Origin of the sequence: Lysinibacillus sp. Y5S-8 (genome assembly GCF_036894365.1) — a bacterium.
Lineage (GTDB): Bacteria > Bacillota > Bacilli > Bacillales_A > Planococcaceae > Lysinibacillus > Lysinibacillus fusiformis_D.
Genome location: NZ_CP145889.1, coordinates 813,855 through 840,583 on the forward strand (window position 1 = coordinate 813,855; position 26,729 = coordinate 840,583).

The following is a 26,729-nucleotide window of genomic DNA, read 5'->3' on the forward strand; positions in this document are numbered from 1 at the left end:
TTATGTACACTTACAATGAGATTATGGCACAAGGACAAAAGTTAGAAAAAACAAAAGACATTGTTCAATCAATTAGATTTAATGAAAATGCTGTAGATGTCGTTCTTTTCACAGGATGTGGAACATCATTTTATTTAGCGATTGCAGCAGCACGTTATTATCAAGCTGTAACTGGAGAGTTTGCAATTGCTGTACCAGCATCTGAGTTATTTTTACACACAGAAACGTATATTTTAAAAAATAAAAAGTATCTTATCATTGGCATTTCACGTTCGGGGACAACTTCGGAAATCATTATGTCTTTAGAACATTTGAATGATGCGGAAAATATACGTACTATGGCAGTGACATGTAATGGGGACACACCTATGGCTAAATTAACTGATGAATTGATTGCTTTAAATGATATATCAGAAAAAAGTGTGGTAATGACTCAATCATTTTCTAATATGCTATACGCTCTCCAATTATATGCAGCGAAAATTAGTGGACGAACGGATATGATGAAACAGTTAGAGAAAATTCCTGCACTTGTTCATTCGGCATTAGGCAATGGAAAGCAATTAACACAGGTGACAGAAGATGTCTCAAAAAAGCGTTTTATCTTTTTAGGGTCTGGTGCTTATAATGGGTTAGCTAAAGAAGCGACATTAAAGCTAAAGGAAATGACGCAAACGGAATGTGAAAGTTACTCCAATTTAGAATTCCGTCACGGCCCAATCTCTATTGTCGATAAGGAAACGGTTGTTATTTTATTTACACAAAATGAAACGAAGGAATATGATCACGCATTAGTGAAAGATATTCAAAAGCTTGGAGGTTTCGTTGTTGTCATTGGTATAGCTTCAGAAGAATTGGAAGCAGATTTAATTTTTAAGCTATCAGAAGAAGTGGACGATTTAAATCGACTTGTTGAAGCTGTTCCTTACTTCCAACTATTGGCTTATCAAAATGCAATATTTAAAGGTTGTGATCCTGATAAGCCACGTAATTTAACGCAAGTCGTAAATCTTTCATAACAAAAGCAGATGCAATGAATAATAGACATATATATAACCTTTACTTTCTGAGAATTGCGAATTCGAGTAGATCATGTGGCGAAAACTGGTGGTGGAAAGATGCGTTATATTTTAGTAGCAGATGTTGGCGGAACAAAATTAGCAACGGCTTTATTTAATCAACAGCAACAGTTATTAATCAAAAAGGAAGTACCAAGTGATGTTACAAATAGAGAAACTTTATTCCATTGTTTAATTAATAGTTTTGAAAAGCTATGTATAGAGCAAGAAGTTTCTATTAATGAGATCTCTAAGGTATGTATTGGCGTACCTGGTATTGTGGATGTTCAAAAAGGTCTAGCAGTTTATCAAAATAATATACCGTGGAGTAACTTTCCGATTTCTGAGCGTTTAATTGAATTTTTTCCATATGCACAAATATTGATGGATAACGATGTTAACATGGCAACCTGGGGAGAATACAATGCTAGAGGGTTCCGTAAAGAAGTGATGGTATATGTAACATTAAGCACTGGATTATCTTGTTGTACAGTTGTAAATGGCGAATTTATAAGAGGAACAGGATTAGCTGGTGAAATAGGTTTTAATATCGTTGGTAATGATGGAGAAACATTAGAAGAAAGTGTGTCAGGACCTGCTATAGAAAAGTTAGGAAGAGCGTTACTGGGGAATTCGGAAATTCGATTAAAAGATATGATGGAGCTCTATTACAAGGGAGACCTCATCATGGATAAGCTTTTGCAGCAATTAATCTACTGCATGGAAAAACAATTGCATCAAATGATTTTGATGCTTGACCCACATTGCATAGTGTTAGGTGGCGGCTTTTTTAATCACCATCCGAAAATCATAGAGCAGATTAAACAGGTGATTCATCAACGTTTGTTAAACACACCTTTTGAAGGGAAAGAGCAAATTATAGGCAGTAGTATTCGTAAAGGTGAGGCGGGACTGTACGGTGCAGCAATGAAATAAAAATAGCAATCGTTTTTATACTTAATATTATATATTTCTACTTCAAAATAGCGGTACCGTTAGGAAAATAGGGATTTACATCGATAAAAAAAATCCAACTTCCTTATATATTCTATTGAGAAATTTTTGACATGAAATGTTTCATTTCTACAAGACGGAGGTAATAGTTGAAAACCTCATATAAAATAGTTGAGATAGCTTAGTGACGAAATGACAGTGTATTTTTCCATCTAGCTATCTTTTTTGGTTATTTTGCTTTGTTTTATATAAAGTAATAGCAAAATAACATCCATCAAGTAAAATACGATTGTTGGATGCAGAAAGACTGGTTATCTTCTAAAATTGGATCGAATCAGTGAAGTTGATTGAATCTATAGTCAATCAATTATCGAGTATGGACTATGAGTGGGAGGTAAAAAAAGCGGGAAACAGACTCTTTGTCTGAATCCCTTTCTATGAGGATTAATATTTGCAGTACTTTTTGCTTCTAACGAATGCGTTTCTCTGTTTCTAAGTCAAAAAAATGTGCCCGAGACATATCAAATTGTAGGTGTGCAACTTGGCCTTGTGTAATTTTTGTATCAGAGTTAACACGTGCAATATAAGGCTGTCCATTTAACTGGGCATGTAACATCAGCTCAGCACCTGTTAATTCTGATACTTCAATATTTGCCTCAATGGACGAAAAGAATGGCTCAGAAATGACAGAAGAATTTTCATAAATATGCTCAGGACGAATGCCAAGAATCAGCTCTTTTTGTAAGTAGCCTTGTTCTAATAATAATTTTGATTTTTCTGCTGGAATAGTTAATGTAATAGGACCGATCTGAATCCCTTCTTCATGGAAAACCCCTTTAAAAAAGTTCATGGATGGGGAGCCTATAAAACCGCCAACAAATTTATTTTCAGGTAAGCCGTATACTTCTTCAGGTGTACCAATTTGTTGAACAATACCGTCCTTCATAACAACAAGACGCGTGGCCATTGTCATTGCTTCAGTTTGATCATGTGTTACATAAATTGTCGTTGTTTTTAAACGCTGATGAAGCTTGGTAATTTCTGCACGCATTTGTACGCGTAGTTTTGCGTCTAAATTGGACAACGGCTCGTCCATTAAGAAAATATGTGCATCTCGGACGATTGCTCGACCAAGGGCAACCCGTTGTCTCTGACCACCCGATAAAGCTTTAGGCTTGCGATCCAAATACTTTTCTAAATCAAGAATGGCTGCTGCATTGTGGACACGTTCTTTAATTTGTTGTTTTGAAAATTTTCGAAGCTTTAAGCCAAATGCCATGTTGTCGTATACCGTCATATGAGGGTATAATGCATAGTTTTGAAAAACCATCGCAATATCACGTTCCTTTGAAGGTACATCGTTCATTCTCTTGTTATCAATAAAAAAATCGCCTTCCGAGATTTCCTCTAAGCCAGCTATCATACGTAAGGTGGTTGATTTCCCACAACCTGATGGACCAACAAGTACAATAAACTCTCTATCCTGAACAGTTAGATTAAAATCAGATACAGCCGTTACACCGCCATCGTATATTTTATAAATATTATTAAGTATGATTTTCTCCATATTTAATCCCCTTTGTTCTTTTTTACAGTTTAAATAAAGTGAGGAAGAAAACCAATGTCTAAAATGCATAATGTTCAGTTAACTATTTTTGTGCATTTTGTAAAAATGACCAAAGATAACTAGCAAAGTAAACAAGTATTGCACCATCTAAATTTTTTATGTTAATATTTGTAATTTCTTGGAATTTTGATAAACGATAGGTTAATGTATTACGATGCATGTGCAATTTTTTGGATGTCAACGAAATATTTAAACCACATTCATAAAAAGTTTTAACAGTTTCAAGTAATTCTCTATCAGACTTTAAAGGTATAATAATTTGCTCTTCTAAAAATTTTAGAATAGAAGTAGGCAATTGTTGTGTTAGTAAAATAGGGAATATCGTTTGAAATGAATAATAAGGTTCAGCAAATCTTAAATGTAAACATTCCTTGAACCATTGTGCTTCTCTTTGAAATTTATATGGAAATTCCTTATCTATTTCATAAAATTCTCCAAGATATAACTGGATTCTGACATAAAAATCTGCTTCAATTGTACGAATAAGTGCAATAAAATCTTCTTTTTCATTCATTGAATGACTCTTAGGTTCAATGAGTAAAAATTGATTTGTAGTAACTTGAATTAATATCGTATCTTCCTGAAAAAAATTATAAAGAGCTTCTTTTAAAGCCTCTAAAGGAGGGTTTTCATTTATAAAAGTAATTTGAATAACTCGAGCTTTATTAAAGGATAAATTGGATGGTATATCACCATTTGAATAGATAAATTCATACCAAGTATCCGATGCCTGGAATAGTGAAGAGGTAGCTTCAGTATAAAAAACAGTAAGCCATTGGTAGTCTCGCTGTGACACCTCATGCTTCGAGATGGAAAACCATTCTTTTATTTGGTGATGGTAGAAAATATAAGAGTCATATGATAGCTGAGTTGGCTTTGTTCGATAATAACGATATGAAGGAAACAATGCTTTGAGATTTAAGTTCATTAAATATTCCTCTTCTTTCGATATATAGTAAAAAATATAAAAAGCGCTAAATGAAAGTCATACAATTTTGTAAAAGACATAAGTTGGAAAAAAACAACGTTTAAATGTAAGCATTTCAAAAGGCTTATAAAACTCCAAATATGTACAATCAAAAAATATGTGATATAAATTTTTCTCCTATTACTAGTAATAATAAGTGCTAGGATAAAAAAGTTAATAAGTATAGGTTTGATTCATGGAGCATCACCTCAAAGGATTTATTTTTCATTTATATATGTAGATAGAGTGCTTTATGTGAAATTAGTGGCTTTACTTCATTTAATTGTAAAAGAAAAAAGACTGTAGGCAAACTCTCAAATTTTTTGAGTTTGTCTACAGTCTGAATCCAATTACTAATGATGAGTAATTGGATCTTTTGTAGTTGTTATGCCTTTACATCTTTTGTCCAATCCGCTACTTTGTCTTGGTTGTTTTCAATCCATTTTTTTGCTGCTTCTGTGGCACTCATACCTTCCATAATATCGAACATCACACTTTCTATATCTTCAGAAGTCCAATGGAAATGATCAAGGACACGATAGGCATCGGGATCATCTTCTTTCAAGCCATTACGAGCAAATGTGCCAATATATTCTTCTGTCCCATATAAACCTTTTGGGTCATCTAAATATTTTAAATCGTATGCATTAAATATCCAGTGTGGTGACCACCCAGTAATGATAATTTCTTCATTATTAGTAATGGCTTGACTAAGGGCAGCTGTCATTGCACCAGCAGAAGAAGTAAGTACATTCCAGCCTTCTAGATTGTTATATTCCTTATAGGCATTTTCTGTCGTAGCCATCATATTAGCCCCAGGTTCAATACCTGTAATTGTTTTATTGGCTTCGATGGTTAAGTCTTCGATTGAATCGACATCCATATAGCTTGGTACAACTAAGCCAATTTTAGCACCAGTTAGATTTTCACCTAAATTCTCAATTTTATCTTTGTATTTCTCTACTTGCGGAGCATGTGTTTGCGGTAACCAAGCAGATACCATACCGTCAACCTCTCCGTTTGCAAGTGCCTCCCACATAATGCCATTGTCGAGTGGCGTTAATGTTACCTCGTATCCTAAATCCTCTAAAACTTGTCCTACTACGTGAGTAGAAGCTACTTCAGTATCCCATTCAACATAGGCTAGGTTGATTGTCTTTCGATCTTCCTTTTTAGATCCTGCATCTGCTGAACCACATGCTGTTAAAACAAGTAGACATAGTAAAGAAAAACCTATTTTCCGTAATTTTAGATATCTCATAAATTTCCCCTCTCCAGTAATTCTTATATTCTTGTGAAAATTAAAAAATCAATAAGTAACAACTTAATTTTAATGACAAGTTGTTACTTTTGTCAAATGGATGTTGTACAAATCATGAGGGGAATCATGGGATTAGCCGTGCAGTCTATATTGGGCTGCCCAAAAATCTTTCTATTGATCACATATGATAGGTGAAAATGGAAACTGTGATTTGAGGAGGCTTAGTATGCATTGGATTACCATTATTTTAATAGGAATTGCAGCGAATTTAGATAATTTGGGAATCGGCCTAGCTTATGGCGTCAAACAAGTTAAAATTCCGATTTTATCCAATGCTGTGATTGCTGTCATGTCAATGATTGTCACATACATCGCAGTAACAGCAGGCAGCACAGTTGTTGCGTATATTTCACCGCATACTGCCAATTTATTAGGCAGCTTGCTGTTGTGTATTATTGGGCTCTGGACTTTAATGTCCAATAATTTTTCTAAACAACAGATAGCTGGCAACCCTGAGTTATTTGATGAAGATAAAAACTTAGTGATTTCAACGCGAGAGGCAATGGCACTCGGCTTCGTTTTATCAGCGAACTGTTTAGCAGGGGGCATTGCTATTGGGGCAAATGGCATTTCGGCCCTTTGGACGGTCATATCTATTGGTTTGTTTTCGTTTATTACAGTGGGAGTGGGGGGTCAATGTGGCTCTTTACTATCAAAAACGTATATTGGTAAGCATTCAACTGCGATCTCAGGATGGCTGCTAATTATGATTGGCATTTTCGAGATTTTTGCTAAATAACATATGAAAACAATGGGTAACCTCCACACCATATGTAGATGGAGTACTTTATGTAGAAGTTGATTGGAACGAAGAGTAGCGACTCCAGCGGGAAAAGCGGGAAAGTCGAGATCCTAGACTGAGCGGATGTTTTCTGTACGAAAGCGAAGCGACAGTAACGAAGCAAGGGAAGCAGCTCGACCCCGCCCGCGGAAAGCGTCCGCTCATAGTGGAAATGAACGGCTTTACTTTATTTCATTGAGTTTGTCTACAGTCTGAGAATATAACCAAATTTTGGTTATATTCTTTTTATTAGGAGGAAAATTTGACATATTGAGGACTAATTTGGTTTTACAGTTGACATACACTGGTATCAACGATTATTCTTGGGAGTAGAATCGTAATTGAGAATAATTTTCGTTTAGGTGAAAGTGCTTTCATGAGGATATTTTTTCAATTATGATGTTTTACTATGACCAAGGGAGGCGTGCAATACATGAAGAAAATGCTCATGTTGATCATGCTTGTTAGTATTATTGTCGTTAACTTAGGGTTGACACAAGCATCTGCTCAACTGGCTGATGGCACACATTCGATAAAATATCAGGTCAATAAACCTGACAGTAACTCTGCATCCATTGCCAACGATTATTTTGTAAAACCAGCGAATGTAACAGTGAAAAATGGTACTGCTACAGTACAAATTACTTTAAAAAGCAGTGCGTGGATTACAAAATTTCAACCACCTGGTGGAGCAACTGTTGTGAGTGAGGATAAAGCAGCAGATACTCGCACTGTACAATTCACAGTTAATGACTTATCAAAACCAGTAGTAACAGCTATGAAAATTGATATTGATGATATTAATTATCACCATGAATACAGTGTATCGCTTGTATTTGATGCCGTATCGACTGCTAGCCCAGCTGCTACAACGCAACAAGCAACACAAAATGAATCAAAGACACCACAAGCATCTACAACAGAAAGTCAAGTGCCGAACCCACAGACAGGTGACGCAACACCTTATCTATTAATTGTTGCTTTAGTGGGATCAGCATTTTTACTTTATAAAAAAAAATACCAAACAAAAACGGAGGGTCAATAAATGGCTAAAAAACGTCAATCTCGCGCAACTAAAATAGTACTAGCTTCATTGCTAGCGGCATCTCTTTCAGTTCCATCTTTTGCATCGGCAGCAGAGGTAGTAACTACAAATACAGAAGTGAAGGCAGAAGCAACAAAAGCTGACAAAACGGCAGCAGTTATCAATTTCCAAATCTTCAAACCTGGTACAACAGAAGCACAACCTGCTATTAGCTCTCATCTAGTACCTCAAGGTTCAATCGTTGAAAAAGACGGAAAATTTGAAGCGAATTTAACGATTACAGCTAAATCAGCACCAATGATTGCAGGTCTACAAACAAAGCAAGGTGATAAATTTGTAGATGCTACAGAAGTGAAAAATAGTGATGGCACAATTACATACAGTTTCCCTGTTGTTGTTGATGAAGTGAAATCAGCAAAAATCCATGTGGTTGTTCCTTCAGCAAATATGGACAAATGGTATGATTTTGATTTAAAAGCAGTGAAAGAAGTAAAAGAAGAAGTAAAAGTGGATGAAGTAGCTGTTACTGTTTACAAAAATGGTACAACAGAAGAATCTATGATGAAACAATATATTGCACCGAAAGTAGGCGTTTCTGCTAAAGACGGTAAAAATATTGTGACAATGACATTCCCTCAAGGTCAATATGTAAAAGGTTTCACTGTAGAGGGGAAAGAAGCAACTTTAGTGAAACAAGATGATGCTACAAATGCACGCACATACTCATTTGAAGTAGCAGATTTAAAGAAACTTGTGAATGCTCAATTACACATCGTTGTTAATGAACCAGCACAAGGTGTGAAGTATGACTCGAATCATACAGTACAATTTAGTTTTGCTGTCGAAGGTGCAGTAAAGCCAGTTGTAAATCCATTTAAAGATATTAGTAAAGATGCGAATAAAGAAGCCATTCTATCACTTTACAGCTTAGGAATTGTTAAAGGACAAGACAACTTCAATCCAAACGATAACATTACACGTTCTCAATTTGCTTTAATGGTGGCACGTGCATTGAACGTCTCTTCTACAAAAGATGCAGGATTTAAAGATACAGGTAAGCTTAGTGCAGAAGCTGTTCAAGCTATAAATGCATTAGCAGAAGCTGGGATTGTTAAAAAAGCAACAAACTTTAATCCAAATGACACATTAACTCGTCAACAAGCAGCTGTGATGATTTACCGCACAGTAACACATGTAGCAGGTAAAGAAATGAACTTTGGCGACCCAAGTCTTTCTTACTATGCTGATGGGGTAAAAGTGAAAGATGAAGAAGCGAAAAAAGCATTCGCACTTCTATATGCAGGTAAGGTGATGACTGGTTCACCTACTGCAGATGGTAAAACAGTTATTGATGCAAATAGCCCATTAAAACGTTCACATATGGCGAAAATTTTAAATGGTTCATTGCAATACATCAACAAATAATGATCTTCACTGCAACTTCCTTTCTCATATTGATGGGGAAGGAAGTTCCTGTGCTTTTAAAGAAATGGGAGGCTATGATGCAATGATTCTAAAGACAAATAACCTTTGCATAGTGGCTGTTTGTACAATTTTATTAATCTTTTTTTCTCCATTCATTTTTCTAGAAGCAGAAGCTGAGGAATCTGTTATTGCAGATGGTAGTTATCAAGTTGAACTAAGTTTTTCTCCGATCGAAGGCTTTGAAGGAAGGATTTTCAAACAAGTAGCAACGCTCGCAGTTAAGGATGGGCAATATCAATTAACAATGAAACTTGAAGAACTCAATCCTATACGAGATATACATATCGAGCAGCAAGGCAATGAGCTTTCTTTTACACTAGATAAAATAGAAAATTTAGTTCAGTTTGATGTTTTAGCCTTACAACAACCAATTGTCCTAAAGGGCAATATAGAGCTTGCAACAGAAGAACAATATGCTTCGTTTTCCCAAGAGCTTCGCCTCAAAGTGCAGACACTGTCACCAAATATTCCACAAGGTGAAGGTAGTGAAGAAGTGACTGAGGGAATAAATTCAGAAGGAACAATGGGCCAGGAATGGTCATTAGATTATGAGTTAATGGTAGATGGTAAACAAGAACACTCTATTATGAATAGCTATGTGAATCCAGTGGCAAAGGTAATCGAAAAAGATGGTAGATACTACGCACAAATGACGATTTTACAATCAGCTTGGATCACAGGATTAACGGTAGATTATAAAGGACAGCAAGTTGAACCTAGACTACTTTCACTTTTAGATAATGTACGAATCGTGGAATTTGAGGTTGAAGATTTAACACAACCATTACGATTGTGGGTGAAGATCGATATTCCTGATATTTCTTATCATCATCAATATTTTGTTCAATTAGTATTTGATCCAGCACAGGTTGCGAAGATTTTAGATAAACCTTCAGAAGAAGTATCCTCCGAACCCAAAGACAGTGATAAAACAGCAAAAATAGTAGGAAAAGTGCAAAAGCAAGTGCAAACGCCATCGGAACAAAACCATGTGAAGAAGGAAGCGAGCTCGGCTACATCGACAGTACCAACTACTCAATCAATGCTTGTTGTACCACAGGAAGAAAAACTAGCATTTGATCGGACACTGGATGAATCAGTAGACGAAGCAGAGGAAGAGGTAGCAGAGGAAAATAAAAAAGAAGAGGTTGCCACTGATAAGGTAGTGAACCATTCTACGGCAAAGCAGCAGATAGAGCCGTTAAACATTGTAAAAATTATGTTGCTTATCGCTATTTGTCTTGTATCAGGTTGGTTACTCATTCGCCGTATTAAAAAAGCCAAAAAAGATCGTACTGAGCAGAAATAAGTAGGAGATGACACAATGAAAAAGGATTGGAAAATAGGGGCACTGTTAGTGACATTACTATCACTGCTTCTTGCTGGTTGTAGTGGCAGTGACAAACCAGCAACAAAGGATAAAACCGTTGCAGTAAGTGAACAAGTAGCTGAAGAGAGTGAGCAACGAATCATTGCTGGAACAGTTGTAGTGGCAGATATTCTAGATAAGTTGGAGCTTGACGCAATCGCAGTACCGGAAACGGAAAAGCAATTAGCCAAACGTTTTGAGGATTTGCCGACCATTGGTAATGCAATGGAGCCTGATATGGAAATTGTGAAATCATTGAATCCGACAGAAGTATTATCGGTATCGACCTTAGAGTACGATTTAAAGGATAAGTTTAAACAGTTGAATATTCCTGTAGACTTTTTAAATTTACAAAGTGTTGATGCGATGTTAACGGAAATCACAACACTTGGTGAACGCTATGATCGTGTAGCACAAGCTGAGGAATTAGTACAGGATTTACAGAAAAATATGGAAGCGGTTCAAGGTGTTGCTGCGAATAAAGAAGGTCCTCGTGTCTTAATTTTACTTGGTATTCCAGGAAGCTATTTAGTCGCAACTGAAAACTCTTATGCAGGGGATCTTGTTAAACGAGCAGGAGGAATCAATGTCATGGAAGGGCAAGATGCTGAGTATTTATCTTCAAATACGGAGCATTTACATAGCAGTAATCCTGATATTATTTTACGCTTATCACATGGTATGCCTGATGAGGTTGTGAAAATGTTTGATGAGGAATTTAAAACAAATGATATTTGGAAACATTTCGATGCAGTGAAAAACGGTAAAGTGTATGATTTAGAGGAAGAATTATTTGGGACGACAGCCTCCTTACAAGTACCTCAAGCTTTAGGACAACTGATGGAAATCTTCTATCGTAAATAGTAACTAGAATTGTCGCTCGTATGATGTATTACTACTCGTCATAGAGCGTTTTTCTTATCCTGAGAGAATATAAATATAAAAAAGGAAATCCAATATGACAAAAAGAATCGTCAGTTTTTTAATTGTAACTGTTTTATTACTAGTGACAATCGTTTATTCAGCTACAACAGGTAGTATAAAAATGGGCTTTTTCGAGTTTATAGGGGCATTATTTGAGGAAGGGAATAGCCAAATGGAGGCTATTCGAGATTTACGGTTTCCACGTATCATTGTGGCATTATTTGCAGGTGCAGCACTTTCAGTTTCTGGGGTGCTTTTACAATCCGTGATGCGTAATCCTTTGGCTGATGCTGGTGTCATTGGGATATCTTCTGGTGCAGCATTTGTACAGCTCTCTATCATTGCCTTTTTCCCCGCATTATTTTTTATGACACCTGTCTTAGCATTTATGGGTGGTGCATTGGCTTGTTCACTCGTATTTGCACTTTCGTGGAAATCCGGCTTGAGTCCACTTAAATTGATCTTAGTGGGGATTGCCATTAACGCCATGTTTACAGGATTAACAGAGGCACTTATTAGCTTAGGTGGTTCCTTAAATACGTCAGCTTCCAGTGTGATCGGTTCTAATTTAACGATGCGTACATGGAAAGATGTCTCCACGATTGTGACCTATGGGACAATCGGATTAATTGGCGCATTTGCATTATATAGTTGGTGTAATTTGCTTGTATTACAAGATAAAACAGTCAAAAGTTTAGGGTTTCAAGTAGCACGGGCACGCTTACTGATTGCCGCTGTCGCGGTTCTATTAGCAGCTGTTTCAGTAGTTGTGGCTGGAGTTATTTCGTTTGTGGGGCTATTAGTACCTCATATTGCACGCAGATTGGTTGGACATGATCATCTTGTGCTTATTCCTTTTACAGCACTTGCTGGTGGCTTATTAATTTTAGTAGCAGACACGATTGGGCGGACAATTGTTGCACCTATTGAAATTCCGGCCTCTACCATTATGGCAATAATAGGTGGCCCATTCTTAATATTCTTATTACGAAAAGAGTGACGAAACATGGATATACAAGACATCATTGTATCGCATGATAATACACGTAACCATTTAAATGGTGTTTCAACAACGATTGTCCAAGGAAAAATTACGACAATCATTGGCCCAAATGGCTGTGGGAAATCTACATTATTAAGTGTTATCTCTCGCCTTCATTCACCTAAATCAGGGACTGTCTCGTTAGAAAATAAAGATTTACTGCACTATAAGCCGAAAGAATTTGCTAAAAAACTGGCCATTGTGTATCAACAGAATGACATACCGAGAGATTTAACGATTGAAAAACTAGTTGGGTTTGGTCGTTTGCCACACCAAACAATGCTAAAAAAGAATCACGATGAGGACTCAAAAGCCATTGAATGGGCACTTGCCTGTACAAATTTACAGCATAAAGGTACAACAAGTTTAGAGGCGTTATCAGGTGGAGAGCGGCAGCGAGTGTGGATTGCTATGGCATTAGCACAACAGTCAGAAATATTATGTTTAGATGAGCCTACAACCTATTTGGATATATACTATCAAATAGAATTGCTAGAGCTGGTGAAAACATTAAACGAGCAGCATGGTTTAACGATTATCATGGTACTGCATGATATTAATCAAGCCATTCGTTATAGCGACCATATTATTTTGATGAAGGAAGGTCAAATTTTTGCAGAGGGTACGCCACGTGATGTGATTACGAAAGATATGATTAAAGAAGTGTATGGAGTGGATGCAATCTTTAATGAAGATAAACAGCTTGGCTATTATATGATGCCAATGGGAATATAAGAAGGTAATCCGATGAAAAAGAAAGTATCCAAGTTGCTAACACTTCTATATTTAGGCATATTTTTATTTTCTGTTTTTTCACTTGCGAAGTATCTATATACGTACTACGAAACGTCAAAATCATTAAAAGAAGTACAGGATATTTATCAATCCACATTAGCAGCTAATGAAGAACAGCCGGCAGAACAAATCAAGGAGACAGAAACGACAAATGATGTATCAGCATTAACTATACGACCACAATTCCTTGATTTATTGGCGATTAATCCTCAAATTATTGGGTGGATTTCAGTAGATGGAACAAAGCTGAATAACCCCATTTTACAAGCTGACAATAATGACTATTATTTAAACCATAACTTTAAAAATAAGGAGAGTCGTGCAGGCAGTGTTTTTATGGATTATCGAAATCAAATACTAGACATGAACAAAAATACGATTTTATATGGTCATGCCATGAAGAACGAGACGATGTTCGGTAGTTTAAAAAATTACTTAAAGCAAGACTATGCAGATGAGCATCCCATCCTATATCTTGATACCTTATATGAGGGCTATGATATTGAGGTTTTTGCTGCATATGAGACGACGATTGATTTCTATTATATTGAGACCGACTTTGCCAACAATGAAGCTTACCAAAACTTTTTAGAGGAGATACAACAGCGATCTTCTATTCAGATGGATGTCGATCTAAGTCCAGACGATAAAATTCTGACGTTATCTACTTGTAAGGATGCGGTTTTAAGTGACGACCATCGCTTTGTTGTGCAAGGCAAGTTAGTCAAGCGTTGAGGGGAAGAAATGCAAAGGGTGGGTGAACCTTTAAGCTTGTTGGCAAAAATAGCTCCAACCTTGATTTTTCACAGCGAGTTGGAGCTTGCCTTCATTCATTGTTATCTCTTCATATTTAAATGCTCATGATTAAACTTTCATAAAAGCCTATATCAATAGACAGAATGATCTCTACCGTCTGAAAGGATGTACCGATAATTTGGATATCCTTTTTTATTTTTTAAAATTACTTGACGTAACTTGATTATTAATATATAGTAAGTTACATAAAGTAATTGATTGCTTTTCGTAATCACAGTGTTTAACCAATCGAGTAACTACAAATGTTTATCCAATTTCGTTTTGGGTAACATAAATACTGTAGTTGCTTCATATTTTAAAATATATCTCGAAATCGAGATAAAATCAACTTATTTGGAGGAATTTATAATGGCAAAATGGAACATTGATTTAGGACACTCAGCAGTAAACTTTCAAGTAAAACACATGATGGTATCAAAAGTTAAAGGTGTATTTGATAGCTATTCAGCTGATATTGAAGCGACAGACCTTGCAGACTTAACAACTGCTAACATTAGCTTTACAATTGATCCAGCGAGTATTAATACACGTAGTGAGGATCGTGATAATCATTTAAAAGCAGAAGATTTCTTTGATGCTGAAAAATATCCAACAATTACATTTAAATCGACAAACATTGCTAAAAAAGCAGGAGATGAATATGCAGTAACTGGTGATTTAACAATTAAAGACGTGACAAAGTCCGTAACGTTTGATACAGAATTCAATGGAAAAGGTACAAATCCATGGGGACAAGAAGTATATGGTTTCGAAGCTGAAACAACAATCAATCGTGAAGACTTTGGCCTAACTTGGAACGCCGCGTTAGAAACGGGTGGGGTTCTTGTTGGAAAAGATATTAAAGTAACGGTTGAATTAGAAATAAACCCAGCTTAAAAATAGATGATTAGAGCATGCTTGAAGTAATTTTCAAGCATGCTTTTTATATAGAAAAATATAGACGTTTTTTAGTTAATCATTCTAGTAATGCTATTCTGTTAGAAATTACCATCAAATAAGTTTCTTGCATATTTTTAGTAATTACTGCATATAAATCATCATATTGTTTTTGGGGGCGATAGGATGAATGTATTAGTGACAGGTGGCTATGGTTTTATTGGCAGTGCCGTAGGTAGGCGTTTTTTCGAAGAAGGTGCAACAATTTATATTATTGATAATTTAAGTACGGGTCATTTACGGAATGTTGACTTTGAGCATAAATCCTATCTTTTAAATGTAGAGGATGAGGTTTGTGAGCATCTTTTTAAAGAAATACATTTTGATGTAGTCATCCATTGTGCGGCACAAACGAGCGTACAACAATCCATCCAGGAGCCAGTAAAGGATATTTTGACAAATATCGTTGGGCTAAGCCAAATGCTTTTTTTAGCTTCTAAGTATAATGTACAGCATTTTGTTTTTGCTTCGTCAGCATCAGTGTATGGAGATAGTCATTATCCGCCATTAGAAGAAACAGATGTCTGTGAACCGATATCTATGTATGGACTCAATAAGAGCATTGGGGAAACCTACTGTGAGAAATGGCATAAAGATTATCGTTTACCTATTCTCATCTACAGATTTGCTAATGTTTTTGGTCCAAGGCAACAAATGCAGGGCGAAGCAGCAGTGATCCCAAGTATGCTAAAAAGCAGTATGGCCGGCAAACCTTTTACGATTTATGGTGACGGTGAACAAACACGAGATTTCATTTATGTCGATGATATTGCAGATGCTATTTACGCTGGTGTATCTGCCCGTTTGCAAGGCACGTATAATGTATCCACAAATGAAGCTTGGTCTATTCACCAAGTCATCTTACTGCTGCAACATTTAAATCACCCACTTGAAATTCAATATGCCCCTGCACGAGAAGGAGACATCGAACATTCATTTTTAAATAACGACAAATTAGCCAAGGCCATTGGCTGGAGGCCAAAAACTTCTTTTGCAGAAGGAATCGAACGTACATTGCATGCATTACAAAATGAAAAACTAGCAGAAATACAACAAAATAGTGGATAAAGGGCATTTAAATTATGTAGGCATATTACATCGTGTAATATGTCTTTTTCTATGTCTATAGTATAATAATTCATTAAAGAAATGGTTGTGGACGGAGGCTTATTGATGCTTGTAGATTTTAGAGTGAAAAATTGTTTAAGTTATAAAGATGATACGTTATTTTCAATGGTAGCGGGCAGCCGTCTGCGAAAATGGAAGGATACTCATACCATTCAATTCGATTCACTTCGACTTGTGAAAAGTGCATTTATTTTTGGACCAAATGGTAGTGGGAAATCCAATCTTTTTACGGCTATTAAAGTATTACGTACTTTGCTTTTTAATTTTGAAAATTTAAATAATGTTAAACAGTTACGTTTACCCTATCAACCGTTTAAGTTAGGAAGACAGCAGGGCACACCAACAGAGTTTATGATATCGCTTTTTTTAGATGGTGCTCTTTATGATTATGAAATACAGTACAATGCTTCTCAAGTTCTCTATGAGCGTCTTGTGAAGACGAACAAGTCGCAAAAAGAAGAGCTGTTTGTCAGACAATGGGATGGTACACAATATTCATATGAAACAGCTCAAACGAGTGCACAGGAGCTGACAAAATATACACGTAACAATACAGCCTTTTTGTCTGTCTTGCATGTTTTTAATGATTCAGATGCTTTAAAGATATTCGATTGGTTTTTACATAAAATTCTATTTCTTGATGAAGCAAATCGGTTATCAAGTCATCCTCTAATTCGTAAACTTGAAGAGAAGCCCTTTAAAAAAGAAGTGATCAAACTCCTTAAAATTGCAGACCTATCCATTCAAGATGTCACAGCCAGACGTGTGGAACGTCGAGAGAAAAATACAATTGGTTATGAGTATGAATCGTCTGAGGTGATTCAAGAAGTAGATATTGACCTACATTACTTATCATTTGATGAAGCAGGTGCACCGATAGGAACGGAAACGATTAATTGGACAATGGATTCGAAAGGCACAGTACGAATGCTACATTTAGCATGTGTGATGGTGGATGCTTATAATAAAGGAAAAACGATTTTTATAGACGAATTCGATACGGCATTCCATGTGTCGATTTGTGAGTTTTTAATGGCCATTATGAACAGCAAACGCAATCGAAATAATCAATTTATCGTGACAAGTCATGAAATAGAATTGCTAGATCAGCCATTGCGTTCAGATCAAATTTGGTTTGTTAATAAAAGCTTTAAAAATGAATCAGAACTTTACTCTTTATTTGATTTTGCAGATTTACAAAAGAAGCGTGGAGATCTTTCTTATGCGAAACGCTATATAAAAGGTGAGTTTGGTGCAATGCCTGTTATCAATGAGTATTTATCTGAACAATATTTAGAAGAAGCGGAGGTATCTGAGCCTTGAGAGTACGTCAACAAGGGACCCGAACACTGCGTAAAACGATTTTAATTTATTGTGAAGGTGAGACAGAACGTATTTATTTTGAACAAATGCGTATATTAAAGCGCTCTAAAATGGTAAGTGTCAAAATAAAAAACGTTAAACGTTCAGCTATTAAGCTTGCTCAACATGCTTATCGAGATTCCAGCTATCAATATTTTGATGAGGTTTGGATTGTTTTTGATAAGGATGACTTAACCGAAAAGCAATTAGAGGAAGTCAATCAATTTTGCGAGGAAAAAAATATTCGCATTGCCTATACAAATGAAGCATTTGAATTGTGGCTACTCCTGCATTTTGAGGAAGTCGACAGTTCAGAAAAGTATCCTCGTGCTGTCTTGAATGACAAGATGGAACAGCATCTTGGCGTAAGTCGTTATTTCCGTCACAAGGCAGATGAATCCATTATTGCCCCCATCGCATTACGACATGAGGTAGCGATTAAAAATTGTACAGACATGATGGCTCTTCGAAAGACGGAGAGCCGCGACAACCCTTACTGTAACATACATGAAATGATACGATACATATTTTAAGCATGAGTAGGTTTTCTATTTTCAAATAGAGACCTGCTTTTTTATTTTTACACAATGCATTGTCGAAATGAAAGCATGTTTATTTTTCAAAAACATATAGTGTATATGGAGCGAAAGTAGTAAATAGATGAAAGGGGATTGTGTGGATAACTCAAAGTCGAATCAACGCAAAAATCTAGAGGAGAATGCCAAGGATCAGCAACTAGAGCCATTCCGTGTTGAGAATGAAGGCACGAGAATGACAACCAATCAGGGGCTAAGGGTGTCCAATGATGAGGATTCGCTTAAGGCAGGCGTTCGTGGGCCAACAATTATGGAGGATTTTCATCTTAGAGAAAAAATTACCCATTTTGATCATGAACGTATTCCAGAGCGCGTCGTACATGCCAGAGGTTTTGCAGCACATGGCGAGTTTGAATTGTATGAATCAATGGCAGAGTATACGAAGGCAAAATTTTTGCAAGATCCAAAAAAGAAAACACCTGTGTTTGTCAGGTTTTCGACAGTGGTAGGGAGCTTAGGATCGATGGACACAGCTCGTGATGTACGCGGATTTGCAACGAAATTTTATACGGATGAAGGAAATTATGATTTAGTCGGTAATAATATTCCTGTCTTTTTTATTCAGGATGCCATTAAGTTTCCTGATTTAATTCATGCCGTAAAGCCTGAGCCACATAATGATATGCCACAAGCAGCCTCTGCACACGATACTTTTTGGGATTTTGTAGCCAATAATCAGGAAATTGCGCATATGGTGATGTGGGTTATGTCTGACCGCGCCATTCCACGAAGTTTTCGTATGATGGAAGGTTTTGGCGTGCATACATTCCGCTTCGTCAATGACAAGGGAAGATCGAGATTTGTCAAATTCCATTGGAAGCCTGTACTCGGTGTACATTCTCTCGTTTGGGATGAAGCCCAGATAATTGCTGGGAAGGACCCCGATTTTCAGCGACGGGATTTATGGGAAGCCATCGAAATTGGCGATTATCCAGAGTTTGAATTAGCTGTCCAAATTCTTGAACCTGAAGATGAATTTAAATTTGATTTTGATATTTTAGATGCGACAAAGCTTTGGCCAGAGGAAATAGTGCCAGTGAAGAAGATTGGCAAAATGACCTTAAATCGTAATGTGGATAATGTTTTTGCTGAAACAGAGCAAGTTGCCTTCCACCCAGGTAGTGTTGTACCAGGCATAGACTTTACGAATGATCCTCTGTTACAGGGACGATTATTTTCATACTTAGACACACAGCTAATCCGTCTAGGTGGACCAAACTTTGCAGAAATTCCCATCAATCGACCGGTTTGCCCAGTGCATAACAATCAGCGGAATGGCTTTAGTCGACAGACCATTAATTTAGGAAGAGTGAGTTATCATAAAAATTCGCTGGCTAATAATACACCCGCCACTTCTACTGCAAGGGAAGGGGGATATGTTCATTATGAGGAAAAGGTTGAGGGACGCATCACAAGAGCGCGCAGTAAATCCTTTGATGATCATTTTTCACAAGCACGACTCTTTTGGAACAGTATGTCCCCACCTGAAAAACAACATATTATAGAGGCATTTAGCTTCGAGGTAGGAAAAGTGAAGAGTAAATCAGTTCGTCAGCAAGTTGTGGATATGTTTGTCCATGTAGATAAAGTAATGGCTACAACAGTGGCAGACAATGTTGGTGTTAATCGCCCTACAGGAGAGCAGTCCAAGGTCACAGCCTCCTCACCAGCACTTAGTCAAGCCAATACCATTAAATTGCCTTATACACTTAAAGTAGGAGTCTTAATTGGCGATGGCTTTGATGCAAATGAGGTCGGTGAAGTATTGAAATATTTAACAAGGCAAGGTGTACGCTACAGCATTATCTCCGATCGATTAGGCGTCGTGACAGGAAATAATGGGGTTCAATTAACGGCTACTGACACATTTATCACAACTGATGCAGTATTATTTGATTCGTTATATGTTGTTGGGGTAAAGGCAAGCAATCAAGCGAAATTCAATACTTATATCGTCAATTATATCAATGAAGCTTACCGTCACTTTAAGCCAATAGGATTTGCTGCTACTGGCACAACCTTCTTCAATATGTCTAATGCAAACGTAGGCCCTGGCATTGTGTTAGCTACAGGTAACAAGGATTTCGCTAAAAAGTTCGTAGCAGCCATTGCCCAGCAACGATTTTGGCAACGAAATATCTATTAAATAGATCGGTGAGTAGCGAATACTCGCGGAACGAAGAGAAATACTCGCGGAACGGAGAGAAATACTCGCAGAACGGAGAGAAATACTCGCGGAACGGAGAGAAATACTCGCGGAACGGAGAGAAATACTCGCGGAACGGAGAGAAATACTCGCGGAACGGAGAGAAATACTCGCGGAACGGAGAGAAATACTCGCGGAACGGAGAGAAATACTCGCGGAACGGAGAGAAATACTCGCGGAACGGAGAGAAATACTCGCGGAACGGAGAGAAATACTCGCGGAACGGAGAGAAATACTCGCGGAACGGAGAGAAATACTCGCGGAACGGAGAGAAATACTCGCGGAACGGAGAGAAATACTCGCGGAACGGAGAGAAATACTCGCGGAACGAAGAGAAATACTCGCGGAACGAAGAGAAATACTCGCGGAACGAAGAGAAATACTCGCGGAACGAAGTGAAAACTCACGGAACGAGAAGTGAATACTCTCGGAACGAGAAGTGAAATACTCGCAAAAGGTAAGTAAATATTGTGCATGTCAAAAGGCCTTTCATTGAATGAGAGGCTTTTCCTCTGTCTGTCATTGCATTCAAATTTTGCGAATGATATGGTGGTACATGAGGTGAAAATTATGGAAAAATTTGATATTGCTATCATTGGAGCGGGGCCAGGTGGCTATGTGGCTGCCATACATGCAGCGAAACATGGCAAAAAGGTTGCTCTAATCGAACGGGATAAACTAGGGGGAGCCTGCTATAATGTTTGGCTGCATTCCTTCAAAAATTTTATTAGAGCATAGTAAGCTTGTACAGGAAATTAAACGAGGAACGAGCTGGGGAATTGAAGTGCCTCAAGTGGAAATTCATTTTCCTCGATTGATGCAGCGAAAAGCTACAATTATTCAACAGCTGTTAAACAATATTGAGCACTATATTGTCAGCAATCATATTACTTTATATCGTGGTGAGGCCTCTGTCGCAAAGGATTTAACGATTACAATTGGGAATGAGACGATAATGGCTACAGATATTATTTTAGCGACAGGAAGTAAACCATTTGTCCCGCCATTTGAGGGTTTAGCAACTTCGACCTATTTTACGACGGATACATTTTTTGATATAGACGAGTTACCAGCGCAATTAACTATTATTGGGGGTGGGGTAATTGCAGTTGAAATGGCCTTTAGTTTAGCGCCGCTTGGTACAAAGGTAACGTTGCTGAATCATAGTGAGGATATATTACAAACGGAAGAGTCTGAAGCAAGACCACTGATTCGAGAAAAAATGAAAAAACTTAATATCGAGCTTGTAACAGATTTCAAATTTGAAAAGTTTGAAGGCAATACCATCCATACATCTAAAGGTCCTTATACATATGAAAATCTCTTATTTGCAACTGGTCGTCGTCCCAATACAGAAATCGCTCTGCAATTAGGCTTAACTTTAGATGGTCGATTAATTGCAGTGGATGAACATTTACAGACAAGCCAGCCACATGTTTATGCCATAGGTGACTTAGTAGATGGTTATCAGCTAGCGCATTCTGCCAGTGCTGAAGGCATTTACGTTGTCGATTATATTGTGGGCAAACAGCCAACACCAATTGACCAAACATCAATTCCTCGTTGCGTTTATACACATCCGGAAATTGCTACATTTGGTTTATTAGAGGAGCAGGTCACAATACCTTACACCGTGACCAAAATGCCACTACAGACAAATCCTAAGGCATTAATGGAGGGGAATACAGAAGGCTTTGTGAAGTTAATTGCAGCAGAAGAAAGTGGTCAAATTTTAGGTGCATGTGTTGTAGCCGATGGTGCCACAGAAATGCTTAATGCTATATTGGCAACAAAAAATGCAGGTGGTACAGCCCAATCACTTGCGCAGATGATCTTCCCACATCCAACGGTATCGGAGCATATTGGAGATGCTGCAAAGGCTGTTTTTGGGAAAGCAATTCACCAATCATGAAAAAGCTATTGACATTCAGAGAATTTATGGTAGATTAATTTTATAAGAATACTAGGTATTAGAGTTGACTAGGCAACTAGAGGCTTCTATTTTTACAAAAAGGTAATCCGCCTGATTGTAAAATAGAAGCCTTTTTTATGACAATGATAATGATTAAAAGGAGTGGGAAAAATGACAAAAGCAGTTATTTTGAATGGGAGCAATTCGAAAAATTCTAGAGTTACTGCCATTCATGAAAAGGTGGAAAATCATTTTATTGCGCGAGGAATAGAGGTACATTCCAATTATGTACATGAACTACCAGCTACCGATTTACTCACTGCCAATTTTGCCAGTAAGGAAATCCAAGCAGAAAATGCGCATGTTGAGGAAGCTGATTTTATTGTCATACTAACCCCTATTTATAAAGCTTCCTATACAGGTATTTTGAAGACCTACTTGGATTTACTGCCTCAAAAAGCCTTGCTTGGGAAGATCATACTTCCTATTGCTGTAGGAGGTTCAATCGGTCATTTATTGGCATTAGAATATGCATTAAAGCCAGTTTTAGCTGTGCTTGGAGCAACATCAATTACCCATTCTGTTTATATTGTGGATAAACAAATTATTCGCCTTGAGGAAGGTGGCTTTGCGATTGAAGAAGAGGCTAGTAGCAGATTGGAAGCGGTGTTAGAACAATTACAGAAAGTGTTAATCGTTAATTAACGTGGTAAAAGCGCATTATAGGGGCATCCTATAATGCGCTTTCTTTAATTGATTTCAACATTTTCTTCATTCTCCATAGGTATTGTAGAGAGATATAAAAAAGCTTCATCTTGCAATAGCAATAATTTTTCTTCACAAATTCCGTGTGATAATGGTCCAGAAAATATGGACTCCCACCATGTCCCAGTTGTTGTTGTCATTCATCTACGCCCCCATTTCAGTTTTAATATGTAGTTGTATATTTCCCGAGATAAAAAAACTAAAACATTTCATTTTCACATAAAGCCATCTCACCCCCGATGCAGAAAGAGGATTTTTGCCCTTCGATGTTGTATCGTATAGACAATGATAGTTTGTTTCAAAATGAAAAAACTATGTATGGCATTTTAAAAAAAGGGGTGCTTTATTGATGAATTTTACGTCACAAGATGTGGAAAATATGATTACAGAGCAGCGTCAATTTTATTTTTCTCGTGCAACAAAAAGTGTAAAGTTTCGAAAAGAACAATTAAAAAAATTAAAAGCTTCCATTTTAAAATACGAAAAAGACATCTTGAATGCGCTGTATTTAGATCTTCGTAAAAGCGAATTTGAAGCATATGCAACTGAAATTGGCATTGTTTTAGATAGTATTTCATATATGGTAAAGCATGTAGAAGAATGGATGGAGCCAGAAGCAGTTAAAACACCGATACAATATCAAATGGGCAAAAGCTTCATTGTTCGTGAACCCTATGGTGTCACATTAATTATTGGACCGTTTAATTATCCATTTCAACTAGTTATGGAACCATTAATTGGTGCCATTGTTGGAGGGAACACAGCAATTGTCAAGCCGTCAGAAGCGTCTGTCCATACAGCAGCTATTGTGAAAAAAATAATTGAAGAAACGTTCCATTCCTCCTATGTACGTGTGGTAGAAGGTGAAAAAGAAGAAGTAACAACTCTTATTCATGCGTCCTTTGATTACATTTTCTTTACAGGTAGTGTAGCTGTTGGAAAAGTGATAGCAAAGGCAGCAGCAGAACGTTTGACACCAATTGCTTTAGAGCTTGGTGGAAAAAGTCCAGCGATTGTCGATCAAACTGCAAACTTAGAAGTAGCAGCAAAGCGGATTGTATGGGGCAAATTCACAAATACTGGGCAAACATGTGTGGCCCCCGATTATTTACTTGTTCATAAAGATGTTTATGACCGTTTTATGAAAATCTTAAAAGAAACGATCCGATCGTTTTATGGCAAAAATCCTTTAAAAAGCCCTGATTACGGACGTATTGTGAATTTGAGACAATTCGATCGTTTACAACAAATTATCAAGGAAGAACGAGATGCCATTACATTTGGTGGCCGAATTGATCGTGATGATTTATATGTTGAGCCAACAATCATCGAGTATGTAAAATGGACAAGCCCATCTATGCAGGAAGAACTCTTTGGTCCTATTTTACCTGTTATGATGTATAATGAGTTACCACTGGCGATTCATCAAATTCGTCAATTACCAAAGCCTTTGGCGGCGTATTTCTTCTCAGAACATGAAAAGGCCATACAATACTTTTTGGAGGAATTACCCTTCGGTGGTGGATGTATAAACGATACCATCACTCATGTTGGAAATTTACATTTACCATTTGGTGGTGTTGGACCATCTGGTGTGAAAGCGTACCATGGCAAAGCAAGCTTTGAAAACTTTACACATCCTAAATCCATTTTAAAGAAGTCCTCTAAGCTTGAGACAAATGTATTGTTCCCACCATATAAACAAAAAGTGAAAATTGTGCGGTCCATTATGAAATAGAAATTAGAAGGGAGATATCTTAGGATGTCTCCCTTGAAAAATAACCTCTTTGTCCTCAAAAAATCTTCCTAATTATGTCGAAAATCGTCGATTTGTAATTATAAATGAAAATTTCGAAGAAAACATAATTATTTCTTTAAATGAAAGCGTTTTCGTTGAAAAAACACATCTGAGGCATTTTATTTATCATGAAATAAGTAGTAAAATAAGTTCAATAGAACGTGGGGGTATTCATCTTGTCGTTTTTTGTCGAGTAATCAAAAATGATGATATGAGTGTAGAGATTGATTGGAGGACTATGAAATGTATGCAGAGGAATTGTTAAGCGCATTACCTTTGAAAAAAATAATTGGCGTGTTGCCAGATCAAGTTAGTGATATTGTAATTGACTCAAGAAGTGTGCAACCAAATAGCATGTTTGTTTGTATCAAAGGTTACACAGTGGATGGGCATGATTATGCGCAAAAGGCAGTGGATGGTGGCGCAACAATCGTTGTAACAGAACGTCAATTACCGTTAGGAGAGACAATTGCACAAGTGATTGTCAGAGATACAGATCGTGCGGTAGGCTTATTAGCCGCAAAGTTTTTTGATTATCCTTCTAAGGATATAACGATGATTGGAGTAACTGGAACGAATGGTAAAACATCCGTAACAGGAATTATTCAAAATATCATGCATGGTATGGGCGAAAAATCCGCTTTATCCGGCACAATCGGTTTTAATTTAAATGGCATTTTATATGAATCTGCCAATACAACGAGTGATGCGTTATCGACACAACAAATGATTTTCCGAGCAAAAATGGAAGGTTGTCGTTTAATGACGATGGAAGTTTCATCACATGGCTTAGCACTTGGACGTTTAGCAGGCGTTGATTATGATATCGCTATTTTCACAAATCTAACACATGATCATCTTGATTTCCATGGTACGATGGAGGAATATGGCCATGCAAAAGGCTTATTATTTTCCCAACTTGGACAAGATTTAGAAAAGAGCAAATTTGTTGTCTTAAATGCTGATGATGCTTGGTCAGAGCGCTATGCCGCAATGACACCATTTCCAGTGTGGACATATGGTTTAAAAAATGAAAAGGCCGATTTCCGTGCCATTAACTGTGAATATCACGACTATATGACTTTGTTTGATGTGGAAATGCCAGAAGGGATTTATCGTGTAAAAATGAATTTACTTGGTGAATTTAATATTTACAATGTGTTGGCAGCTATGATTGCATTTTACGGTCGTGGGTATTCTATGGAGTCCATTATTGAGCAAATAGAGCAACTACCGCCAGTTAAAGGTCGTATGGAGAAAGTTTGTTCAGATTTACCTGTACAAATTTTTATTGATTATGCCCATACACCAGATGCAATTGAAAAAGCGATTGAAGCGGCACAGCCTTATAAAAAGGGTAAGCTGATTTTCTTAGTTGGAACAGGTGGCAATCGTGATAAATCGAAACGTCCTGCGATGGCTGAAAAAGCGTCTGCTGCAGAATATGTCATTTTGACGACAGATGATCCACGCTATGAGGACTATGATAGCATTACGGGCGATCTTGCCAAAGGGATGCTTCATGACCATTACGCTTGTATCGGGGATCGGGCAGAGGCAGTACGCCATGCCATTGAGGTTGCCGAACCAGGTGATATGATTATTTTTGCTGGTAAAGGTCATGAGGATTATCAAATTATTGAAGATACAAAATTTCCACATAGTGATGCAGAAATTGCAATAGAAGCTGGCCGATTAAAATTTGTTTAATGAAAGATTAAATGTTAGGAAACCCTTTTAGTTGAACTAAAGGGTTTTCTTTTTTGAGATTTCATGTAAAAAGGTTGTACGAAAGGCAAGTCTTCTTTTATTATTATTAAGTATGAAAAAAGGAGAATGACG

25 protein-coding genes are annotated in these 26,729 nt (G+C 37.1%); 21 read left to right on the forward strand and 4 right to left on the reverse strand.

What is annotated here, in order from left to right; translation table 11 throughout:
• The first annotated feature begins 2 nt into the window (after window positions 1–2).
• Together V6670_RS03775 and V6670_RS03780 are read left to right on the forward strand one after the other, a co-directional pair.
• Complete coding sequence (locus V6670_RS03775) at window positions 3–1,019, forward strand: SIS domain-containing protein (RefSeq protein WP_338652699.1); 1,017 nt, start codon at window positions 3–5, stop codon at window positions 1,017–1,019.
• Between the two features lie 54 nt (window positions 1,020–1,073).
• The gene (locus tag V6670_RS03780; protein WP_338652701.1) at window positions 1,074–1,994 is read left to right on the forward strand and encodes an ROK family protein; all 921 of its coding nucleotides are present in this window, start codon (window positions 1,074–1,076) and stop codon (window positions 1,992–1,994) included.
• 487 nt (window positions 1,995–2,481) lie between these two features.
• Here V6670_RS03780 and ugpC read toward each other — a convergent pair whose 3' ends face one another.
• The 3 genes from ugpC to V6670_RS03795 form a co-directional block, all read right to left on the reverse strand.
• Entirely contained in the window at window positions 2,482–3,579 is a 1,098-nt protein-coding gene (gene ugpC / locus V6670_RS03785) for a sn-glycerol-3-phosphate ABC transporter ATP-binding protein UgpC (protein ID WP_141904803.1), read from the reverse strand.
• Window positions 3,580–3,661: 82 nt separating this feature from the next.
• Window positions 3,662–4,567: a helix-turn-helix domain-containing protein gene (locus V6670_RS03790; RefSeq protein WP_141904804.1), complete on the reverse strand. Its 906-nt coding sequence runs from the start codon at window positions 4,565–4,567 to the stop codon at window positions 3,662–3,664.
• Window positions 4,568–4,991: 424 nt separating this feature from the next.
• A complete protein-coding gene (locus tag V6670_RS03795; protein WP_338652704.1) occupies window positions 4,992–5,867 on the reverse strand; it encodes a glycine betaine ABC transporter substrate-binding protein in 876 nt (291 codons plus the stop codon).
• Window positions 5,868–6,093: 226 nt separating this feature from the next.
• Here V6670_RS03795 and V6670_RS03800 point away from each other — a divergent pair, with 226 nt between their 5' ends.
• The 17 genes from V6670_RS03800 (at window position 6,094) to ssuE (ending at window position 23,029) form a co-directional block, all read left to right on the forward strand.
• Window positions 6,094–6,666, forward strand: coding sequence for a manganese efflux pump (locus V6670_RS03800; protein ID WP_338652706.1), 573 nt, complete (start codon window positions 6,094–6,096; stop codon window positions 6,664–6,666).
• 475 nt (window positions 6,667–7,141) lie between these two features.
• Window positions 7,142–7,753: a heme uptake protein IsdC gene (isdC, locus tag V6670_RS03805; RefSeq protein ID WP_338652707.1), complete on the forward strand. Its 612-nt coding sequence runs from the start codon at window positions 7,142–7,144 to the stop codon at window positions 7,751–7,753.
• Entirely contained in the window at window positions 7,754–9,178 is a 1,425-nt protein-coding gene (locus tag V6670_RS03810; protein WP_338652708.1) for an NEAT domain-containing protein, read from the forward strand.
• A gap of 82 nt (window positions 9,179–9,260) precedes the next feature.
• Window positions 9,261–10,547: an NEAT domain-containing protein gene (locus tag V6670_RS03815; protein WP_338652709.1), complete on the forward strand. Its 1,287-nt coding sequence runs from the start codon at window positions 9,261–9,263 to the stop codon at window positions 10,545–10,547.
• A gap of 15 nt (window positions 10,548–10,562) precedes the next feature.
• Complete coding sequence (gene isdE / locus V6670_RS03820) at window positions 10,563–11,471, forward strand: heme ABC transporter substrate-binding protein IsdE (protein ID WP_141904809.1); 909 nt, start codon at window positions 10,563–10,565, stop codon at window positions 11,469–11,471.
• A gap of 94 nt (window positions 11,472–11,565) precedes the next feature.
• Complete coding sequence (locus V6670_RS03825; RefSeq protein ID WP_338652711.1) at window positions 11,566–12,531, forward strand: iron ABC transporter permease; 966 nt, start codon at window positions 11,566–11,568, stop codon at window positions 12,529–12,531.
• A 6-nt stretch (window positions 12,532–12,537) separates the two neighbouring features.
• Window positions 12,538–13,308: an ABC transporter ATP-binding protein gene (locus V6670_RS03830; RefSeq protein WP_338652713.1), complete on the forward strand. Its 771-nt coding sequence runs from the start codon at window positions 12,538–12,540 to the stop codon at window positions 13,306–13,308.
• 12 nt (window positions 13,309–13,320) lie between these two features.
• Window positions 13,321–14,103 carry a class B sortase gene (gene srtB, locus V6670_RS03835; protein WP_141904811.1) on the forward strand — a complete coding sequence of 261 codons (783 nt, stop codon included), beginning with the start codon at window positions 13,321–13,323 and terminating at the stop codon, window positions 14,101–14,103.
• Between the two features lie 429 nt (window positions 14,104–14,532).
• The gene (locus tag V6670_RS03840) at window positions 14,533–15,060 is read left to right on the forward strand and encodes a YceI family protein (protein ID WP_141904812.1); all 528 of its coding nucleotides are present in this window, start codon (window positions 14,533–14,535) and stop codon (window positions 15,058–15,060) included.
• A 186-nt stretch (window positions 15,061–15,246) separates the two neighbouring features.
• Window positions 15,247–16,188: an NAD-dependent epimerase/dehydratase family protein gene (locus tag V6670_RS03845; RefSeq protein ID WP_036126473.1), complete on the forward strand. Its 942-nt coding sequence runs from the start codon at window positions 15,247–15,249 to the stop codon at window positions 16,186–16,188.
• A gap of 105 nt (window positions 16,189–16,293) precedes the next feature.
• The gene (locus V6670_RS03850; RefSeq protein ID WP_338652715.1) at window positions 16,294–17,571 is read left to right on the forward strand and encodes an ATP-binding protein; all 1,278 of its coding nucleotides are present in this window, start codon (window positions 16,294–16,296) and stop codon (window positions 17,569–17,571) included.
• Window positions 17,568–18,143, forward strand: coding sequence for an RloB family protein (locus V6670_RS03855; protein WP_338652716.1), 576 nt, complete (start codon window positions 17,568–17,570; stop codon window positions 18,141–18,143). The genes V6670_RS03850 and V6670_RS03855 overlap by 4 nt, the downstream gene beginning before the upstream one ends.
• Before the next feature lie 127 nt (window positions 18,144–18,270).
• Window positions 18,271–20,352, forward strand: coding sequence for a catalase (locus V6670_RS03860; RefSeq protein WP_186436191.1), 2,082 nt, complete (start codon window positions 18,271–18,273; stop codon window positions 20,350–20,352).
• Complete coding sequence (locus V6670_RS03865; protein ID WP_338652717.1) at window positions 20,331–20,855, forward strand: hypothetical protein; 525 nt, start codon at window positions 20,331–20,333, stop codon at window positions 20,853–20,855. Before V6670_RS03860 ends, V6670_RS03865 begins: the two co-directional genes overlap by 22 nt.
• Before the next feature lie 127 nt (window positions 20,856–20,982).
• A complete protein-coding gene (locus V6670_RS03870; protein ID WP_338652719.1) occupies window positions 20,983–21,150 on the forward strand; it encodes an FAD-dependent oxidoreductase in 168 nt (55 codons plus the stop codon).
• On the forward strand, window positions 21,110–22,324 hold the full coding sequence (locus tag V6670_RS03875; RefSeq protein ID WP_338652721.1) for an NAD(P)/FAD-dependent oxidoreductase: 1,215 nt from the start codon (window positions 21,110–21,112) through the stop codon (window positions 22,322–22,324). Before V6670_RS03870 ends, V6670_RS03875 begins: the two co-directional genes overlap by 41 nt.
• 171 nt (window positions 22,325–22,495) lie before the next feature.
• A complete protein-coding gene (gene ssuE / locus V6670_RS03880; protein WP_141904816.1) occupies window positions 22,496–23,029 on the forward strand; it encodes an NADPH-dependent FMN reductase in 534 nt (177 codons plus the stop codon).
• Between the two features lie 44 nt (window positions 23,030–23,073).
• Here ssuE and V6670_RS03885 read toward each other — a convergent pair whose 3' ends face one another.
• Window positions 23,074–23,229 (reverse strand): hypothetical protein, encoded by a 156-nt coding sequence (locus V6670_RS03885; protein WP_186436192.1) that lies wholly within the window; start codon window positions 23,227–23,229, stop codon window positions 23,074–23,076.
• A 209-nt stretch (window positions 23,230–23,438) separates the two neighbouring features.
• On the opposite strand from V6670_RS03885, the gene V6670_RS03890 reads away from it, so the two are divergent.
• Both V6670_RS03890 and V6670_RS03895 read left to right on the forward strand, forming a co-directional pair.
• The gene (locus V6670_RS03890) at window positions 23,439–24,827 is read left to right on the forward strand and encodes an aldehyde dehydrogenase (RefSeq protein ID WP_141904817.1); all 1,389 of its coding nucleotides are present in this window, start codon (window positions 23,439–23,441) and stop codon (window positions 24,825–24,827) included.
• A 303-nt stretch (window positions 24,828–25,130) separates the two neighbouring features.
• Window positions 25,131–26,597 (forward strand): UDP-N-acetylmuramoyl-L-alanyl-D-glutamate--2,6-diaminopimelate ligase, encoded by a 1,467-nt coding sequence (locus V6670_RS03895; RefSeq protein ID WP_036125930.1) that lies wholly within the window; start codon window positions 25,131–25,133, stop codon window positions 26,595–26,597.
• Window positions 26,598–26,729 lie beyond the last annotated feature (132 nt).

Coding starts and splice junctions, on each gene's coding strand:
- V6670_RS03775 (WP_338652699.1), top strand. CDS start 3: ATGTACACTTACAATGAGATTATGGCACAAGGACAAAAGTTAGAAAAA.
- ugpC (WP_141904803.1), bottom strand. CDS start 3,579: ATGGAGAAAATCATACTTAATAATATTTATAAAATATACGATGGCGGT.
- V6670_RS03790 (WP_141904804.1), bottom strand. CDS start 4,567: ATGAACTTAAATCTCAAAGCATTGTTTCCTTCATATCGTTATTATCGA.
- V6670_RS03795 (WP_338652704.1), bottom strand. CDS start 5,867: ATGAGATATCTAAAATTACGGAAAATAGGTTTTTCTTTACTATGTCTA.
- V6670_RS03800 (WP_338652706.1), top strand. CDS start 6,094: ATGCATTGGATTACCATTATTTTAATAGGAATTGCAGCGAATTTAGAT.
- isdC (WP_338652707.1), top strand. CDS start 7,142: ATGAAGAAAATGCTCATGTTGATCATGCTTGTTAGTATTATTGTCGTT.
- V6670_RS03810 (WP_338652708.1), top strand. CDS start 7,754: ATGGCTAAAAAACGTCAATCTCGCGCAACTAAAATAGTACTAGCTTCA.
- V6670_RS03815 (WP_338652709.1), top strand. CDS start 9,261: ATGATTCTAAAGACAAATAACCTTTGCATAGTGGCTGTTTGTACAATT.
- isdE (WP_141904809.1), top strand. CDS start 10,563: ATGAAAAAGGATTGGAAAATAGGGGCACTGTTAGTGACATTACTATCA.
- V6670_RS03825 (WP_338652711.1), top strand. CDS start 11,566: ATGACAAAAAGAATCGTCAGTTTTTTAATTGTAACTGTTTTATTACTA.
- V6670_RS03830 (WP_338652713.1), top strand. CDS start 12,538: ATGGATATACAAGACATCATTGTATCGCATGATAATACACGTAACCAT.
- srtB (WP_141904811.1), top strand. CDS start 13,321: ATGAAAAAGAAAGTATCCAAGTTGCTAACACTTCTATATTTAGGCATA.
- V6670_RS03840 (WP_141904812.1), top strand. CDS start 14,533: ATGGCAAAATGGAACATTGATTTAGGACACTCAGCAGTAAACTTTCAA.
- V6670_RS03845 (WP_036126473.1), top strand. CDS start 15,247: ATGAATGTATTAGTGACAGGTGGCTATGGTTTTATTGGCAGTGCCGTA.
- V6670_RS03850 (WP_338652715.1), top strand. CDS start 16,294: ATGCTTGTAGATTTTAGAGTGAAAAATTGTTTAAGTTATAAAGATGAT.
- V6670_RS03860 (WP_186436191.1), top strand. CDS start 18,271: ATGAAAGGGGATTGTGTGGATAACTCAAAGTCGAATCAACGCAAAAAT.
- V6670_RS03870 (WP_338652719.1), top strand. CDS start 20,983: ATGGAAAAATTTGATATTGCTATCATTGGAGCGGGGCCAGGTGGCTAT.
- V6670_RS03875 (WP_338652721.1), top strand. CDS start 21,110: ATGTTTGGCTGCATTCCTTCAAAAATTTTATTAGAGCATAGTAAGCTT.
- ssuE (WP_141904816.1), top strand. CDS start 22,496: ATGACAAAAGCAGTTATTTTGAATGGGAGCAATTCGAAAAATTCTAGA.
- V6670_RS03885 (WP_186436192.1), bottom strand. CDS start 23,229: ATGACAACAACAACTGGGACATGGTGGGAGTCCATATTTTCTGGACCA.
- V6670_RS03890 (WP_141904817.1), top strand. CDS start 23,439: ATGAATTTTACGTCACAAGATGTGGAAAATATGATTACAGAGCAGCGT.
- V6670_RS03895 (WP_036125930.1), top strand. CDS start 25,131: ATGTATGCAGAGGAATTGTTAAGCGCATTACCTTTGAAAAAAATAATT.